At 66.0% G+C, this 15,706-nt stretch carries 13 protein-coding genes; 8 read left to right on the plus strand and 5 right to left on the minus strand.

Annotation, left to right across the window (positions count from 1 at the left end):
* Positions 1-86 precede the first annotated feature (86 nt).
* Positions 87-527, minus strand: coding sequence for an MgtC/SapB family protein (locus tag AC0WRY_RS16955; protein WP_194408059.1), 441 nt, complete (start codon positions 525-527; stop codon positions 87-89).
* Between the two features lie 138 nt (positions 528-665).
* Entirely contained in the window at positions 666-2,087 is a 1,422-nt protein-coding gene (locus tag AC0WRY_RS16960) for a hypothetical protein (protein ID WP_194408060.1), read from the minus strand.
* A gap of 169 nt (positions 2,088-2,256) precedes the next feature.
* Between AC0WRY_RS16960 and glmU the strand changes: the two genes are divergently transcribed.
* Together glmU and AC0WRY_RS16970 are read left to right on the plus strand one after the other, a co-directional pair.
* Complete coding sequence (gene glmU, locus AC0WRY_RS16965; protein ID WP_491119997.1) at positions 2,257-3,612, plus strand: bifunctional UDP-N-acetylglucosamine diphosphorylase/glucosamine-1-phosphate N-acetyltransferase GlmU; 1,356 nt, start codon at positions 2,257-2,259, stop codon at positions 3,610-3,612.
* 47 nt (positions 3,613-3,659) lie between these two features.
* A complete protein-coding gene (locus AC0WRY_RS16970; protein WP_491119999.1) occupies positions 3,660-3,845 on the plus strand; it encodes a hypothetical protein in 186 nt (61 codons plus the stop codon).
* A gap of 8 nt (positions 3,846-3,853) precedes the next feature.
* On the opposite strand, the gene AC0WRY_RS16975 is transcribed toward AC0WRY_RS16970, so the two are convergent.
* Complete coding sequence (locus AC0WRY_RS16975) at positions 3,854-4,072, minus strand: hypothetical protein (RefSeq protein ID WP_194408063.1); 219 nt, start codon at positions 4,070-4,072, stop codon at positions 3,854-3,856.
* A 221-nt stretch (positions 4,073-4,293) separates the two neighbouring features.
* Between AC0WRY_RS16975 and glmS the strand changes: the two genes are divergently transcribed.
* The 3 genes from glmS to AC0WRY_RS16990 all read left to right on the plus strand — a co-directional run bounded on the left by glmS (position 4,294) and on the right by AC0WRY_RS16990 (position 7,936).
* Positions 4,294-6,120 (plus strand): glutamine--fructose-6-phosphate transaminase (isomerizing), encoded by a 1,827-nt coding sequence (gene glmS / locus AC0WRY_RS16980; protein ID WP_194408064.1) that lies wholly within the window; start codon positions 4,294-4,296, stop codon positions 6,118-6,120.
* An 84-nt stretch (positions 6,121-6,204) separates the two neighbouring features.
* Complete coding sequence (locus AC0WRY_RS16985; protein WP_491120003.1) at positions 6,205-6,975, plus strand: DUF502 domain-containing protein; 771 nt, start codon at positions 6,205-6,207, stop codon at positions 6,973-6,975.
* 103 nt (positions 6,976-7,078) lie between these two features.
* Positions 7,079-7,936, plus strand: a complete 858-nt coding sequence (locus AC0WRY_RS16990) for an NAD(P)-dependent oxidoreductase (RefSeq protein WP_491120005.1) — start codon at positions 7,079-7,081, stop codon at positions 7,934-7,936.
* 12 nt (positions 7,937-7,948) lie between these two features.
* On the opposite strand, the gene AC0WRY_RS16995 is transcribed toward AC0WRY_RS16990, so the two are convergent.
* Positions 7,949-8,470 carry a P-loop NTPase family protein gene (locus AC0WRY_RS16995; protein ID WP_491120007.1) on the minus strand — a complete coding sequence of 174 codons (522 nt, stop codon included), beginning with the start codon at positions 8,468-8,470 and terminating at the stop codon, positions 7,949-7,951.
* A 136-nt stretch (positions 8,471-8,606) separates the two neighbouring features.
* Here AC0WRY_RS16995 and panE point away from each other — a divergent pair, with 136 nt between their 5' ends.
* On the plus strand, positions 8,607-9,536 hold the full coding sequence (gene panE / locus AC0WRY_RS17000; RefSeq protein WP_491120009.1) for a 2-dehydropantoate 2-reductase: 930 nt from the start codon (positions 8,607-8,609) through the stop codon (positions 9,534-9,536).
* Here the strand turns inward: panE and recG are convergent.
* The gene (gene recG, locus AC0WRY_RS17005; RefSeq protein ID WP_491120011.1) at positions 9,533-11,641 is read right to left on the minus strand and encodes an ATP-dependent DNA helicase RecG; all 2,109 of its coding nucleotides are present in this window, start codon (positions 11,639-11,641) and stop codon (positions 9,533-9,535) included. The genes panE and recG overlap by 4 nt on opposite strands.
* Before the next feature lie 185 nt (positions 11,642-11,826).
* Between recG and AC0WRY_RS17010 the strand changes: the two genes are divergently transcribed.
* Positions 11,827-12,117, plus strand: a complete 291-nt coding sequence (locus tag AC0WRY_RS17010) for an FAD assembly factor SdhE (protein ID WP_194408069.1) — start codon at positions 11,827-11,829, stop codon at positions 12,115-12,117.
* A complete protein-coding gene (gene mfd / locus AC0WRY_RS17015) occupies positions 12,114-15,632 on the plus strand; it encodes a transcription-repair coupling factor (protein WP_491120013.1) in 3,519 nt (1,172 codons plus the stop codon). The genes AC0WRY_RS17010 and mfd overlap by 4 nt, the downstream gene beginning before the upstream one ends.
* Positions 15,633-15,706: the final 74 nt, after the last annotated feature.

Raw genomic sequence — 15,706 nt, forward strand, 5'->3', positions numbered from 1 at the left:
AATCCGTCGCGGATCATGCCGGGTTACATCGGCTTCGTTCGTATCATTTGGTACGCTCGCCCGACCGGCGCGCGCCGGCGGCCAGGCTATTTCAATCCCAACCGGCGCTCGATCCAGCCGAGAACGAACAGCACGAGCAACGTGACCGTGATCGCGGCGCCGACGAGGAGCCAGGCTCCCAGCGCGCATGCAATTCCGAGCCCCGCCGCGATCCAGACGGTCGCCGCCGTCGTGAGGCCGTGAACGGTCTTCGCCTTGGCATCGTGCAGGATGACGCCTGCGCCAATGAAGCCGACGCCGGTCAGCACCCCGGCGACGACGCCCTGAATGACCCGGGAGATCGCATCCGGATGGTCGCGCAGATTCTGAAACTCGATCACGGAGATCGACACGAGCGCGGAGCCGAGCGCCACGAGCGCGAGGGTCCGCATTCCCACCGGCTTGTCGTTCATGTCGCGGTCGATGCCGATCAGCAGGCCCGTACCCGCCGCAACGAGAAGTCTCAGCACATCGTCAAGTTCGTTCATGGGATTCCGCGAGTGTCGGAAGGAGGCGCAACGCGTGGAGCGCGCCGTGAATGAACGCAAATCCGCGGCAAATGGGCAGCGCAGGTCGCAGCGTCCGATCGCCGCATGCAAGCGGTTGCCGTCGAGATGGGCGGCGTCCTACCGCCTGAAGAAGGATGTCAGTGTCGATGCCGCCGACGCCGTCTCCGGCTTGGCCGGTGCTGGCGGCGCTGCGGGCGGTGGCGCGGGCTCCTCGCGCTTCGACGATCGCTTTGAGGAATAGCTGCGGCGGCGCTGCGGCTTCTCGGGCTTGGCGCTGGGCGCGGGCGCAGTTTCGGCTTGCGGGGCCGCGTCCTGGTTTTTCTCCGTGTTCTTCTCTTGAACCCTGTCCTGAGACTTTTCCTGTCCCTTCTCCGCCTTTTCCGAGCCGCGCATCGACAGGCGCTGGCCGTCGAACACGGTGGTCTCGCAATGACGGTTGCTCTCGGCGAGGCTCGCGCAGAATTTCGCGGCGGCGGCGGCGTTGACCAGGGGGCCGGCGCCGAGGCGGAGCTGCATGCCGAGCCCGGTATTGCCTTCCTTGATCATGATGATCGGTCGCAGCGCCGCGATTTCCGGATTGGATTTGCTCACGCCGCGCCAGAGCGCGCGCAGGCCGTCCACCGAATTGGCACCGCCGAGATCGATCGCGAAGCGCGTCTGCTGAACCGCGATCGCGGGGGAGTCGCTCTCGGTTGCTTCCGCTGGCTTGGCGGCTGCCACGACGGCTTCGGTCGGACCGGGTGTCGGCTCGATCTTCTTCTCGGCAGCCTTCTCGTTGGTCTCCGGCTGCATCAATTTCGATGCGGCCGGATCGGGCGGCGCCATGATCGACTTGGACGGTACCAGCGAGACGGCCGGCAAAGCTGAAGTCATGGAAGGCGACTGCTGCACCAGCGAGGCGGCAGCGGCAGTCTGCGGCGGCGGGCTCGACGGGTCCTTTGCAACTTCCTTCAGCGTGTCCCTGGATGCTTCCTTGGAAGTATCTCTGGACGTGTCCTTGGACGTGTCCTTGGAGGTGTCCTTGGACGGCTCCTTGGCGGCCTCGGTCCGAGGCTTGTCGGCGGCGGCAGCTGGCGTCGAGGCTACCGGTGCGACGCTCGGGGCTGCGGGCCCGGCATCCTGTGCCTTACCGGCCTGCGGTGCCGCAGTGGTCTGCTTGGCGATGGCGCCGGTGACGGAATCGAGCCCTTGCTCCAGCACGGTGACGCGCGAATACAGTCGGTCGCGATCGGTATTCAGCGTCTCGATGGCTGCAGTGAGCCGGCGAGCCTCGTTCTGGCTCTCCCTGGTGAGCAGCTGGAGCCGGTCGGCCTGACGCGCCAGATCGGCGGACGCAACCTGGTCGCGCCGCCAGCCGAGCTGAGCCTGATTGGCCATGACCGCGATGGTGACGGCGGCAACGGCCGCCACGCCCCACGAGCCGAGCCGCCACATCATGCGGCGATCGAACGCGCCTTCCTCAGCCACAAGTCCGGAGAATAGCCCGCCGGTCTCCTTGGTGCCGAAGGCATCCGCCAATGGGTCGGAATCCTTTGCCATGAACGTTAAGTGCCCAGCCCCGAAGCTTCCCCGAATCAATCAGGGAACATTAACAGGAAAACCCCGTCGCACTTGAATTCCGGGCGTTTGCGGGGGTAGCAAGGCGAGACCCTTTGCGGGTGGCCCGCCCGTCGCGCCAAATGATTCGGCCGTATCTGACAGGATTTCGATGACCGCCCGTTCCAGCCTCACGATCGTGCTCGCCGCCGGCGAAGGCACGCGCATGCGATCGAGCCTGCCGAAAGTGCTGCATCCGGTCGCTCACCAGACGCTGCTGGCCCATGTGCTCGGCGCCGCTCCCAAGGGAACCGGTAGCTCGCTCGCGGTCGTGATCGGTCCCGACCACCAGGCGGTCGCGGACGAGGCCAAGCGCGTCAGGCCCGACGCACTCACCTTCGTGCAGGCCGAGCGGCTCGGCACCGCGCATGCGGTGCTGGCGGCGCGCGAGGCGATCGCGCGAGGCGCCGACGATCTGCTGATCGCCTTCGGCGATACGCCGCTGATTTCGGCCGAGACCTTTGCGCGGCTGCGCGCGCCGCTCGCCAAGGGCGCTGCGATCGCCGCGCTCGGTTTTCGCGCTGCCGATCCCACGGGTTACGGCCGCTTCATCGTCGAAGGCGACCGCCTCGTCGCGATCCGCGAGCAGGCCGACGCCAGCGAAGCCGAACGCAAGATCGATCTGTGCAATGCCGGCGTGATGGCGATCGACGGCCGCCGGGCGCTCCAAATCCTTGGGCAAATCGGCAACGCCAATTCCAAGGGCGAGTATTATCTGACCGACGCGGTCGAAATCGTCCGCAAGCAGGGATGGGAGTCCGTGGTGATCGAGACCAGCGAGGACGAGGTGCGCGGCATCAATACCAAGGCGCAGCTTGCGGAAGCAGAGGGCGTGATGCAGGCGCGGCTGCGCAAGGCGGCGATGGAAGCCGGCGTCACGCTGATCGCGCCGGAGACGGTTCATCTCGCCGCCGACACCGTGTTCGGCAAGGACGTCACCATCGAGCCGTTCGTGGTGATCGGCCCCGGCGTGTCGATCGCCGACGGCACCGTGATCCATTCCTTCTCGCACATCGTGCAGACGACGCTCGGCAAGAACGTCTCGATCGGTCCCTATGCGCGGCTGCGGCCCGGCACCTCGCTCGGCGACGGTGCGCGGATCGGCAATTTCGTGGAGACCAAGGCGGCGACGCTGGAGGCGGGCGTCAAGGTCAATCATCTCTCCTATATCGGCGATGCCACCGTGGGCGCCAATTCCAACATCGGCGCCGGCACCATCACCTGCAACTACGACGGCTTCAAGAAGCACAAGACGGTGATCGGGCAGGGCGCCTTCGTCGGCACCAATTCCTCGCTGGTCGCCCCGGTCAAGATCGGCAACGGCGCCTATATCGGCTCGGGCTCGGTGATCACGCGCGACGTGCCCGACGATGCCATGGCGCTGGAGCGCAACCAGCAGACCATCCGCGAGGGCGGAGCGGCGCGCTACCGCGAGATGAAGACGGGCGGCAAGAAGCCGGAGAAGTAGGCGGCCGCGTGCCGATTGCTGTTCGGTGTTGCCAAGGCGACGCGCTCATGGATGAGGACTTCGCCGACGATCCGATCGCATTCCTCGTCAAGCACGTCGTCATGCCGCCCGGACGATGGGTGTTGGAACAGTTCGGCGAGCGCGACCCGACCGAGATCGCATCCCTGGTCACCGGGCTGACGTTCTGGGCGTCCGTCGTTTTCCTCGTGTTCGCCCTGGTTCTCGGGTGGTGAGGCGTCCGCTATTCGTCGTCGGCGAATTCGGAGAAGATCGCGCGGGTCAGGCGCCAGCCGCGCGGCTTGGCGCGCTTGACCGGCTCGCCTTCCGGATGCTTCAGGAAGACCGGCTTGCTTTCCTTGCCGCGCTGGGGCGGCGGCCAATGCGCAAGGTGCGTGCCCGTGGTCTCGCTGGCGCGCACGGACATCGATGACAGACCTTTGCGGTCGGACGAGCCTTTCATGGCTTTGCTCTCCTGCACCGGAATCGTTGGTCAAACATGTTGACAACAAGTTAACGCGCGCGGTTTAACGCCGGCCAATTCGACGCAGGCTAAGCTCAGGTCGCGGTCCAGGCTGTCTCAATCCGCAATAATTATTGAGTATATGGTTCCTTGGGAATTTCGCTACAAACCGGGCGCGTCGTTTAGGCGATTTTTCGACGATTTGGGGGATAGTGATCCGCATGTGCGGGATTGTCGGCATTCTCGGGCGCGAGCCGGTTGCAGAGCAACTGGTGGATTCGCTCAAACGTCTCGAATATCGCGGTTACGATTCGGCGGGCGTCGCCACGCTCGAAGGCAAGCATCTGGAGCGCCGCCGCGCCGAGGGCAAGCTCAAGAACCTGGAGAAGCGGCTGGAAGCCGAGCCGCTCAAGGGCACGACCGGCATCGGCCACACCCGCTGGGCCACCCACGGCAAGCCGACCGTCAACAACGCCCATCCGCACGCGACCGAGCGCGTCGCCGTGGTCCACAACGGCATCATCGAGAATTTCCGCGAGCTGCGCGAGGAGCTCGAGAAGAAGGGCACGGTGTTCCACACCGAGACCGACACCGAGATCGTGCTGCACCTCGTCGACGATCTGCTCGCGCGCGGCAACAAGCCGGTGGAGGCGGTGAAGCTGGCGCTGGGGCGCCTGCGCGGCGCCTTCGCGCTCGGCTTCATCTTCGCCGGCGACGACGATCTCATGATCGGCGCCCGCAACGGCCCGCCGCTTGCGATCGGCTATGGCGACGGCGAGATGTATCTCGGCTCCGACGCCATCGCGCTCGGCCCGTTCACCGACACGATCAGCTATCTCGAGGACGGCGACTGGGTCGTGCTGACCCGCAAGAGCGCTGATATCTTCGACAAGGACGGCAACGCCGTCCAGCGCGACAAGATCAAGCACGCCGCCTCGACGTCGCTGGTCGACAAGGCCAATTACCGTCACTTCATGGCCAAGGAAATCCACGAGCAGCCGGAAGTGGTCGGCCACACGCTGGCGCGCTACGTCGACATGGCGACGGAGCGGGTCTCGCTGCCGGTCAAGCTACCCTTCGACTTCAAGACCATCCAGCGCATCAACATCACGGCGTGCGGCACCGCGAGCTATGCCGGCTTCGTCGCAAAATACTGGTTCGAGCGCTTTGCGCGCCTGCCGGTCGAGGTCGATGTCGCCTCCGAATTCCGCTACCGCGAAGCGCCGCTGCGCAAGGGCGATCTCGCCATCTTCATCTCGCAGTCGGGCGAGACCGCCGACACGCTGGCGGCACTGCGCTACGCCAAGGCCGAGGGCGTGCACACGGTCGCCGTCGTCAACGTGCCGACCTCGACGATCGCTCGCGAGAGCGAGACCGTGCTGCAAACGCTGGCCGGTCCCGAGATCGGCGTCGCATCGACCAAGGCCTTCACCTGTCAGCTCATGGTGCTGGCCAATCTTGCGATCGCCGCCGGCAAGGCGCGCGGCGAACTCTCCGACGAGGACGAGACCAAGCTGGTCCACGGTCTCGTCGAGGTCCCGCGCCTGATGGCGGACGCGCTCACCACCGAGCTCCAGATCGAGAAGCTCGCGCACCGGATCGCCAAGTCGCGTGACGTGCTCTATCTCGGCCGCGGCACCAGCTTCCCGCTGGCGCTGGAAGGCGCGCTGAAGCTGAAGGAGATCTCCTACATCCACGCCGAGGGCTATGCCGCCGGCGAGCTCAAGCATGGACCGATCGCGCTGATCGACGAGACCATGCCCGTCGTCGTCATCGCGCCCTACGATCGGGTGTTCGAAAAGACGGTCTCCAACATGCAGGAGGTCGCCGCCCGCGGCGGCAACATCATCCTGATGACGGACGCCAAGGGCGCGGAAGAGGCGACGGTCGAGTCCCTCGTCACCATCGTCATGCCAGACATGGCGGCGGCTTTCACGCCGATGGTCTACGCCGTCCCCGTGCAGCTGCTCGCCTATCACACGGCTGTCGTGATGGGCACCGATGTCGACCAGCCGCGTAATCTCGCGAAATCGGTGACTGTGGAATAGGCAGACGGGATATCAGTCGGTCGCGGTCTTCCAAAACCTGCTAGAAGACCCTAGCTTGTATGCTGCGACCGACCTGGAACCCGAATGAACCCCCGCGACGACGCGCCTGCGCCTCTTGATCCCCTGCCGGAACCGCATACCGGCCTGATGGGCCGCTTCCGCAATTACTTTCTGACCGGCCTCGTCGTCACAGGGCCGATCGCCATCACGCTGTATCTGGTGTGGTGGTTCGTCACCTGGGTCGACGGCGTGGTGCGGCCGTTCGTGCCGCTGGCCTACCGGCCGGAGACGTATTTGCCCTACGTCATTCCCGGCTGGGGACTGGTTGTCGCATTCTTCACGCTCACACTGGTCGGCTTCCTCGCGGCTAACCTGATCGGCCGCACGCTCGTTGACGTCGGCGAAACGTTTCTTGGCCGGATCCCGGCCGTGCGCGCCATCTACCGTGGCCTGAAACAGGTGTTCGAGACGCTGTTCTCGGGCAAGGGCTCGAGCTTCCGGAAAGTGGGCCTGGTCGAGTTTCCCTCGCCGGGCATGTGGTCGATCGTGCTCATCTCGCAATCGCCGAATGAAGAGGTCGCGCGTAGCCTGCCGGGGCAGGAGGAGCACGTCTCGGTGTTCCTGCCGTGCTCGCCGAACCCGACCACCGGATTCTTCTTCTATGTGCCCAAGAGCAAGATCGTCGAGGTCGATATGAGCACGGAGGATGCCGCGACGCTGATCATGTCGGCCGGCGTGGTGCAGCCCGGCTCGGCACCAGATCCGAAGAAGGCCGCGGCGCTTGCCGGCATGGCGAATGCCGCGCGCATCGCCAATGCGTCGGCGATTCGGCCCGAGCCTGCGAAGGTGGAGTAGGGCCATTCCCGCGCGGGATGGCCGCCGGTCACGCTGCGTTCGCGCCCTCTGCTATTCTCCGGTGACCTGAGCGCCTCGCTCGGCATTCGATCTGGAGTGCATGATGTCCAAAACCATCGCGATCCTCGCGCCCGGCGCCATGGGCAGCGCCATCGCGCGCCGTCTCAGCGAGCATGGCGCGCGGGTGTTGACGTCCTTGAAAGGGCGGAGCGAGGCGACGAAAAAGCGCGCAGCAGACGCCGGCATGATCGGCGCCGAGGACGAGGCGATTGCGGACGCCGACATCATTCTTTCGATCGTGCCGCCGGGTGAAGCCGTCGCGCTGGCCGAGCGGCTGGCGGCGCTGATCGTCAGGCGTGAGAACAAGCCCATCGTCGTGGATTGCAACGCCGTCAACGTCGACACCGTACGTGGGATCGAGGAGATCATCGGCTCGGCGCAGGCGCCGTTCGTCGATGGCGGGATCATCGGCTTTCCGCCGCAGCCGGGCGGTAAAAGTCCTGCGTTCTACGTGTCCGGCGAGCACGCCAAAGACGTCGCCGTACTCAAGGATTTCGGGCTGGACGTGCGGATCGTCGAGGGCCCGGTCGGCGCGGCGTCCGCTCTGAAAATGTCCTATGCCGGCATCGTCAAGGGCCTCGCCGGCATCGGCTCAGCCATGGTGGTCGCGGCCACGAAAGCGGGCGCGGCCGATGCGCTGCGCGACGAGCTGGCACTGAGCCAACCCGCGATCCTGGCCCGGCTTGAGGTCGCGCTGCCGGACATGATTCCGAAAGCCTATCGCTGGGTCGCGGAGATGCGGGAGATTTCCGGTTTCCTCGGGCCCGACCATCCGGCCAGCCAGATCTACGAGGGCTTTGCACGCTGGTTCGAGCATCTGGCGGAAGACGCGAAGGGCGAGGCGGTGGATGCAGAACTGATGAAGACATTCGCCGCGGGGATCGCGCGGACCAAATCCTGATCCGGATTGCGTTCACTCGCCGTTTGCTGAGACCGAGTCCAGAAAGCCCTGAATGTCCCGGTCGCGCCTCAGGCGCAGGACGGGGACATCGGGGCCGTAATGAAGACGTTCGGCCTCGATGACGGGCACGCGCTCGGTGTCGTAGCCCCATGCCTCCTGCATCAGCTTCCAGTCGAACTGTTCCGGGCATCCCTCCGGCAGATCGGGCCGCCTTGTATCGCGATCGAACGCCGAGCGCCAGAGAATGCGCCACAGGCAGAGCCAGCGCGGACGGTCGATGACAACGAGAATATCGGCGCGTGCGATCGTGAGATCGAAGGCCAGATCCGAGAAGCTGCCGTCGACGACCCAGGCGTCGCCGGCGATGGCTTCAGTGACATTTGCCCGAAAGCTCGCCTTGTCCGATGGCTTCCAGCCCGGCCGCCAATAGAGCACGTCGAGATGCACCACGGGCAGGCCGAGCTTGCGCCCGAGACTCCGGGCGAGGCTCGTCTTTCCGCTGCCCTGGGAGCCAACGACAATGATCCGGCGCATCGCGAGAAGGTTTCACGAAAGCGGCCGCGGCGGAAGGGGCGGTCTGCTACAACAGCTTTATCCAAGCCGTCACGGAGGAGACGCTGCGGAGCGCATCTGCTATTGTCTTTGCGGTTCCTCTGCAACGGGAGTTCGAATGAGAGTGCTGGTGATCGGCGCTGGCGCGCTCGGCGGCTATTATGGAGCTTGCTTGGTTCGAGCAGGCCGCGACGTGACCTTCCTGGTGCGCGGGACGCGGGCCGAACAACTGCGCCTGAACGGACTACAAGTCGTGAGTCCACACGGCGATTTTGCCGTGCAGCCGAGGATCGTTCTGGCGAAGGACCTCAAGGAGCCATTTGACGTCGTGCTCGTCGGGGTGAAGGCCTACTCGCTTGATGACGCGATGACCCAGTTTGCGCCCGCGGTCGGCCCGAGCACGCTGATCTTGCCGATCCTGAACGGTCTGAAACATGTCGACGCTCTCGCCGCACGGTTCGGCGCCGCGCGCGTCCTCGGTGGTCTCGCGAACGTCAGCGCCGGGCTGGATGCGGATGGCAGGGTGGTTCAGTTCATGGCCAACCAGACCATCGTCTTCGGCGAGGTCGAGGGGGCGCTGAGCGAGCGCGCGCTCGCATTGGAGGGGCTGCTCGACGTTCCCGGCATCGACGTGCGTGCCAGCGAAGCGATCATGCAGGACATGTGGGAGAAGTTCGTTCAGCTCTCGACGCTCGCCGGCATCACCTGCCTGATGCGCGCCAGCATCGGCGACATCCTGGCCGTGCCGAACGGCGAGCAGTCCATTTTCCGCTTGTTCGCCGAATGTTGTGCCGTTGCGACGGCGTCGGGTTTCGAGCCGCGCGCTCCCTTCATCGAGTTCGACCGCAAGCTCTTCACGACGCTGGATTCGCCGCTGAAGGCATCGATGCTGCGCGACATCGAGCGCGGTTCGGTCACCGAGTCCGAGCACATCCTTGGCGATATGGCCAATCGCGCCCGAGAGCTTGGCATCGACACGCCGCTGCTGGATCTGGCCCGCGCGCACGTGGCAGCCCATGAGGTTGGACGACGAAGAACGGCAGGTTAACCCGCCCCGATGAGCGGGATCGCCTCGTCCCGTTCGTAGAGATACAGCAGGCAGCGCAACGCCTCCCCGCGCTCGCCCTTCAGCTTCGGATCGTCTTTCAGGATGCGCAGCGCCTCGTCTCTCGCCTGGGTGATGAGCTGGCCGTGGACCTCCGACCGCGCAATGCGGTAGCCGGGCAGGCCGCTCTGGCGCACGCCCAGCACGTCGCCTTCGCCGCGCAGCTTCAGGTCTTCCTCGGCGATGCGAAAACCGTCGGTGGTCTCGCGGATCACCTTGAGCCGGGCCTTGGACATCTCGCCGAGCGGCTCGCTATAGAGCAGGATGCAGGTCGAGGCCTCCGAGCCGCGGCCGATGCGGCCGCGCAACTGGTGCAGCTGGGCGAGGCCGAAACGCTCCGCGTTCTCGATCACCATGATGGTCGCCGCCGGCACGTCGACGCCGACCTCGACCACGGTGGTGGCAACCAGAAGGCCGATCTCGTGAGCGGCGAACTGGCCCATCACGCGGTCTTTGTCGGTGCCCTTCATCTGGCCGTGGACGAGGCCGACACGATCACCAAAACGCTTTTGCAGGCTCTCGAAACGCTTGGTCGCGTTGGTGAGGTGCTCGGTGCCCTCGGCCTCGGACTCCTCCACCAGCGGGCAGATCCAGTAGACCAGCTTGCCGACGTCGAGCGCGCGGCCGACGCCGTCCATGACCTCGCCGAGCCGGCTCATGGCGACGGCGCGGGTGTCGATCGGCTGCCGGCCGGCAGGCTTCTCGCGCAGCTCGGATATGTCCATGTCGCCGAAATAGGTCAGCACCAGCGTGCGCGGAATCGGTGTGGCGCTGAGCACCAGCACGTCGACGGCTTCCCCCTTCGACGTTAGCGCCAGGCGCTCGCGCACGCCAAAACGGTGCTGCTCGTCGACGATTGCGAGCGCGAGGTCGTGGAAGATCACGTCGTCCTGGATCAGGGCGTGGGTGCCGACGAGCAGATCGATCTCGCCTGCTTCGAGCTGCGTGATGATCTCGCGCCGCTCCTTGCCTTTCTCGCGGCCGGTGAGGATCGCGACGCGCATGCCGGCCCGCTCGGCGAGCGGGGCGATGGTCTTGATGTGCTGGCGCGCCAAAATTTCGGTCGGCGCCATCAGTGCGGCCTGCTTGCCGACCTCGGCGACGGCGGCGGCCGCGAGCAGCGCGACCACGGTCTTGCCCGAGCCGACATCGCCCTGCAGCAGGCGCAGCATGCGCACCGGCTGCTGCAGGTCCTCGGCGATCGCCGCCGCAGCGCTGCGCTGGGAGGGCGTCAGTGCATAGGGCAGGGCGTCGATGATCTTGTTGCGGAGGTGACCGTCGCCGGCATTGCGCACGCCGGCGGGGCGGCGCAGTTGCGCGCGGATCAGGGCCAGCGCGAGCTGCCCGGCCAGGAGCTCGTCGAAGGCGAGGCGCGACCAGAATGGCTGGTCGGGCAGGATGTCCGTGAGCTCGACAGGCTGATGCACCCGATTGAGCGCTTCGGCGATCGGCGGAAAATTACAGCGTCGCATCACCTCCGGACTGATCCATTCCGGCAGCGCCGGCAGCTTCTCCAGGGCCTGCGCGATCGCGCGGCGCAGCGAGCCGAGCGCGAGGCCTTCCGTCAGCGGATAGACCGGATCGATGCCGGAGAGTTTCGAGATCGCTTCCTCGTCCAGCACGCGGTCGGGATGCACGATCTGCGGGATGCCGTCGTACATCTGAAGCGTGCCGGAGACGTAGCGCTTCTCGCCGACCGGCAGCAGCTTCTCGACATAGCCCGGCTTGGCGCGAAAGAAGGTCAGCACGACGTCGCCGGTGTCGTCGCTGGCGTAGACCAGATACGGTGCGCGCGAATTGCGCGGCGGGGGCGGGCGGTGGCGGTCGACGGTGACCTCCAGCGTCACCATGGTTCCCTGCACTGCGTCGCGGATCTTCGGCCGTGCCCGGCGGTCGATCACCTGGCTCGGCAGATGCAGCAGGAGATCGACGAGCCGCGGCGTCTCGCTGCGGCTGAGCAGGTACTGCAGCAGCTTGTCCTGCTTCGGACCGACGCCGGGCAGGCTGGTCACGGCAGCAAACAGCGGATTGAGCAGGCTTGGGCGCATGGATGCGAATCTAGGATCGTTTGGGCCCGTCTTGCCCGGCTTTGTGCTGGGCATCCACGTCTTTTTTTGTACCCTGAGCTCGCCGCTGGGCCATGCCAAATCGGGGGCTGACACGGCCCGGTCGAATGGCTATATCAACCCCGCCCGGCACGTCCGGGCTTTCTGCGTTTGACTGGATTTGAGACATGACGGGAACGACACGATCGAGCAGCGGGCTGGACGATCGCCGCAAGCGGCTTTTGTTCCGCTGCTGGCACCGCGGCACGCGCGAGATGGATCTGATCCTTGGCCGCTTCGCCGATGCCGAGATCGGCCATCTGTCGGATGACGAGTTGACCCAGCTCGAGGCGCTGCTCGAGGTCAACGATCCCGATCTCTATGCCGCCATCACCGGCGACAAGGTGCTGCCGGCTGACGTCACCGGCGCATTGTTCGCCCGCATCAAGGCCTATCCGATCGCGGACGGCGGCGTATGAAACAGGGCATGAAATCGCCGGCCGAGCTGCTTGCGCCCGGCCGGGCGCTGACGCTTGCCAATGTCGCGGAAGGCGCCGAGGGGCTCGTCGTCTCCGATCTCGCGCGGGCCATCGCGGCGCGGCCGAAGAAGCCGGCCGTCAGCCTGGCGGTGGTCTGCCGCGACGGCCCGCGCATGCAGCAGCTCGAACGCGCGCTGCAATTCTTCGCGCCCGATCTGCCGGTGCTGACCTTTCCGGCCTGGGACTGCCAACCCTATGACCGCGTCTCGCCGCATGGCGGCATCCTGGCGCAACGCCTGACGACGCTGGCGCGGCTTGCGTCCCTGACCGGCAGCGAAAAGCCGCTGATCGTGTTGACCACGGTGAACGCCGTCGTGCAGCGCGTGCCTGCGCGCGAGCTCGTCGCGGCGCAGGCGCTGTCGGTTGCCCCCGGCAATGTCGTGCCGATGGACACCATCGTGGCCTGGCTGGAGCACAACGGCTACAACCGCTCCTCGACCGTGCGCGAGCCCGGCGAATATGCCGTGCGCGGCGGCATCCTGGATCTGTTTCCGGCCGGCCTCGACCAGCCCGTGCGCTTCGACTTTTTCGGCGACAGCCTGGAATCGATCCGCAGCTTCGATGCCGAGACCCAGCGCACGCTGCTCGACATGCGCTCGCTCGACCTCGTGCCGGTCTCCGAATTCCAGCTCGTCACCGACACCATCCGCCGTTTCCGCATGGGCTATGTCGCCGAGTTCGGCGCGCCCGAGCGCGACGATGCGCTGTACGAGGCCGTCAGCGAGGGCCGCCGCCATCCCGGCATGGAGCACTGGCTGCCGCTGTTCCAGGACCGGATGGACACGCTGTTCGACTATCTGCAAGGCGCTCCGATCGCGATCGAGCCGCAGGCCGAGGACGCCGTCCGCGAGCGCTTCAAGCAGATCCAGGACTATTACGAGGCCCGCCGCGAGGCGATGGAGCATCCCGGCGGCGGCGCGATCTACAAGCCGCTGCCGCCCGATCGGCTCTATCTCACCGGCGAGGAATGGACCAAGCGCGAGAGCGAGATGCCGCTGGTGCGGCTGACGCAGTTCTCGGTTCCGGCCGATGGGACTAACGTCGTCGACGCCGGTGCGCGCAAGGGCCGCGACTTCGCGCCGGAGCGCAACGACACAACGGTCAACGTGTTCGAGGCCGTCGTCAGCCACGTCATGGCGCTGCACGCGCAGCGCAAGAAGGTCGTGATCGCACTGTGGAGCGAAGGCTCGCGCGACCGCATGACCTCGATGCTGCGCGACCACAAGCTGACCCATACCACCAGCGTCAACTCCTGGCGCACGGTGCAGGCGACCCCGCGCAACGAGACCATGCTCGCCGTGCTCGGTCTCGAGAGCGGTTTCGAAACCGACGAGATCGCTCTCATCAGCGAGCAGGACATCCTCGGCGACCGCCTGGTGCGGCCGCGCAAGGCCAGCCGCAAGCTCGACAATTTCATCTCGGAGGTGACGAGCCTTGCCGCCGGCGACATCGTCGTCCACGTCGATCACGGCATCGGCCGCTTCGTCGGCCTGCAGACGCTGGACGTCGCCGGCGCGCCGCACGACTGCCTCGAGCTGCATTATGCCGCCGAGACAAAACTGTTTTTGCCGGTCGAGAACATCGAGCTGCTGTCGCGCTACGGCTCCGACCAGACCTCGGTCGAGCTGGATCGCCTGGGCGGTGGCGGCTGGCAGACCCGCAAGGCGAAGCTCAAGAACCGCATTCGCGAGATCGCCGGCGAACTGATCAAGATCGCGGCCGCGCGCCATTTGCACGAGGCGCCGAAGCTGCCGGTGCAGCCCGGCCTCTACGACGAATTCTGCGCACGCTTCCCCTATGACGAGACCGAGGACCAGCTGGGGGCCATCGAATCCACACTGAAAGACCTCGAGCTCGGCCGCCCAATGGACCGGCTGATCTGCGGCGACGTCGGTTTCGGCAAGACCGAGGTGGCCCTGCGCGCAGCGTTTGCCGTGGCGCTCGAGGGCAAGCAGGTCGCGGTCGTGGTGCCGACCACGCTGCTCGCGCGCCAGCACGCAAAGACCTTCGCCGAGCGCTTCAAGGGCTTTCCCGTGAACGTGGCGCAGGCTTCGCGCCTGATCGCGACCAAGGAGCTCAACCTCGTCAAGAAGGGTATCGCCGACGGCTCGGTCGATATCGTCGTCGGTACTCACGCGCTGCTCGGCAAGGCCATCAAATTCCGCGATCTCGGCCTCGTGATCGTCGACGAGGAGCAGCATTTCGGCGTCACTCACAAGGAGCGTCTGAAGGCGCTGCGCTCCGAGGTGCACGTGCTGACACTGTCGGCAACGCCGATCCCGCGCACGCTGCAACTCGCGCTGACCGGCGTCCGCGAGCTCTCGATCATCGCTTCTCCGCCCGTGGACCGCCTTGCGGTGCGCACCTTCGTCGCTCCGCACGACCCGCTGATGATCCGCGAGGCATTGCTGCGTGAGCGCTATCGCGGCGGCCAGGCGTTCTACGTGGTGCCGCGCATCGACGACCTCGCCGAGGTCAAGGACTTCCTCGACAAGAACGTGCCCGAGATGAAGGTCGCGGTCGCACACGGGCAGATGCCGCCCGCCGTGATCGAGGACATCATGACCGCGTTCTACGACGGCAAGTTCGACATCCTGCTGTCGACCACGATCGTCGAGTCCGGCCTCGACATCCCGAACGCCAACGCGCTGATCGTACACCGCGCCGACATGTTCGGCCTCGCCCAGCTCTATCAGCTGCGCGGCCGCGTCGGCCGCTCCAAGCTGCGCGCCTATGCGCTGTTCACGCTGCCGGCGCAGCAGAAGATCACCGCGCAGGCCGAGCGCCGGCTCACCGTGCTGCAATCGCTGGAGACCCTCGGCGCCGGCTTCCAGCTCGCTTCCCACGACCTCGACATCCGCGGCGCCGGCAATCTGCTCGGCGAGGAGCAGTCCGGCCACATCAAGGAGGTCGGCTTCGAGCTTTACCAATCGATGCTGGAGGAGGCGATCGTCAACCTCAAGGCCGGCGTGTCCGAGCCCGCCGCCGACCGCTGGTCGCCGTCGATCACCATCGGGATGCCCGTGCTCATTCCCGAGGACTATGTCGGCGATCTCTCGGTGCGGCTGTCGCTGTACCGGCGGCTCGCAGATCTCGACACCGAGGAGGAGATCGAGAACTTTGGCGCCGAGATGCGCGATCGCTTCGGCGTTCTGCCCGACGAGGTGCGCTATCTGTTCAAAGTCGCCGCGATCAAGGCGTTCTGCCGCAGGGCCAATGTCGAGAAGATCGACGCCGGCCCGAAGGGCGCCGTGATCGTCTTCCGCGACAATTCCTTCGCCCATCCCGATCGCCTGGTGAGCTTCATCCGCAGCTACGGACAGGCCGCCAAGGTGCGCCCCGACATGAAGGTGGTGTTTTTGCAGGACTGGGAGACACCGGAGGAGCGACTTGCCGGCACGACGGAGATCATGCGGCAGCTGGCGCAGCTCGCGGAGAGCAAGAAGGCGGCGTGAGGCTCTTTGTGTCCCGGACAAGCGCAGCGAAGCGGAGCGCAGAGCCGGGACCCGGTTTTTGGAGGCAATGGTGG

Source organism: Bradyrhizobium sp. T-12 (assembly GCF_058314695.1).

Bases quoted from the DNA above. Each gene is read 5' to 3' on its own strand.
- AC0WRY_RS17010 (WP_194408069.1), top strand. From the start codon at position 11,827: ATGACGGGAACGACACGATCGAGCAGCGGGCTGGACGATCGCCGCAAG.
- AC0WRY_RS16960 (WP_194408060.1), bottom strand. From the start codon at position 2,087: ATGGCAAAGGATTCCGACCCATTGGCGGATGCCTTCGGCACCAAGGAG.
- AC0WRY_RS16955 (WP_194408059.1), bottom strand. From the start codon at position 527: ATGAACGAACTTGACGATGTGCTGAGACTTCTCGTTGCGGCGGGTACG.
- mfd (WP_491120013.1), top strand. From the start codon at position 12,114: ATGAAACAGGGCATGAAATCGCCGGCCGAGCTGCTTGCGCCCGGCCGG.
- AC0WRY_RS16990 (WP_491120005.1), top strand. From the start codon at position 7,079: ATGTCCAAAACCATCGCGATCCTCGCGCCCGGCGCCATGGGCAGCGCC.
- glmS (WP_194408064.1), top strand. From the start codon at position 4,294: ATGTGCGGGATTGTCGGCATTCTCGGGCGCGAGCCGGTTGCAGAGCAA.
- AC0WRY_RS16975 (WP_194408063.1), bottom strand. From the start codon at position 4,072: ATGAAAGGCTCGTCCGACCGCAAAGGTCTGTCATCGATGTCCGTGCGC.
- AC0WRY_RS16970 (WP_491119999.1), top strand. From the start codon at position 3,660: ATGGATGAGGACTTCGCCGACGATCCGATCGCATTCCTCGTCAAGCAC.
- panE (WP_491120009.1), top strand. From the start codon at position 8,607: ATGAGAGTGCTGGTGATCGGCGCTGGCGCGCTCGGCGGCTATTATGGA.
- recG (WP_491120011.1), bottom strand. From the start codon at position 11,641: ATGCGCCCAAGCCTGCTCAATCCGCTGTTTGCTGCCGTGACCAGCCTG.
- AC0WRY_RS16995 (WP_491120007.1), bottom strand. From the start codon at position 8,470: ATGCGCCGGATCATTGTCGTTGGCTCCCAGGGCAGCGGAAAGACGAGC.
- AC0WRY_RS16985 (WP_491120003.1), top strand. From the start codon at position 6,205: ATGAACCCCCGCGACGACGCGCCTGCGCCTCTTGATCCCCTGCCGGAA.
- glmU (WP_491119997.1), top strand. From the start codon at position 2,257: ATGACCGCCCGTTCCAGCCTCACGATCGTGCTCGCCGCCGGCGAAGGC.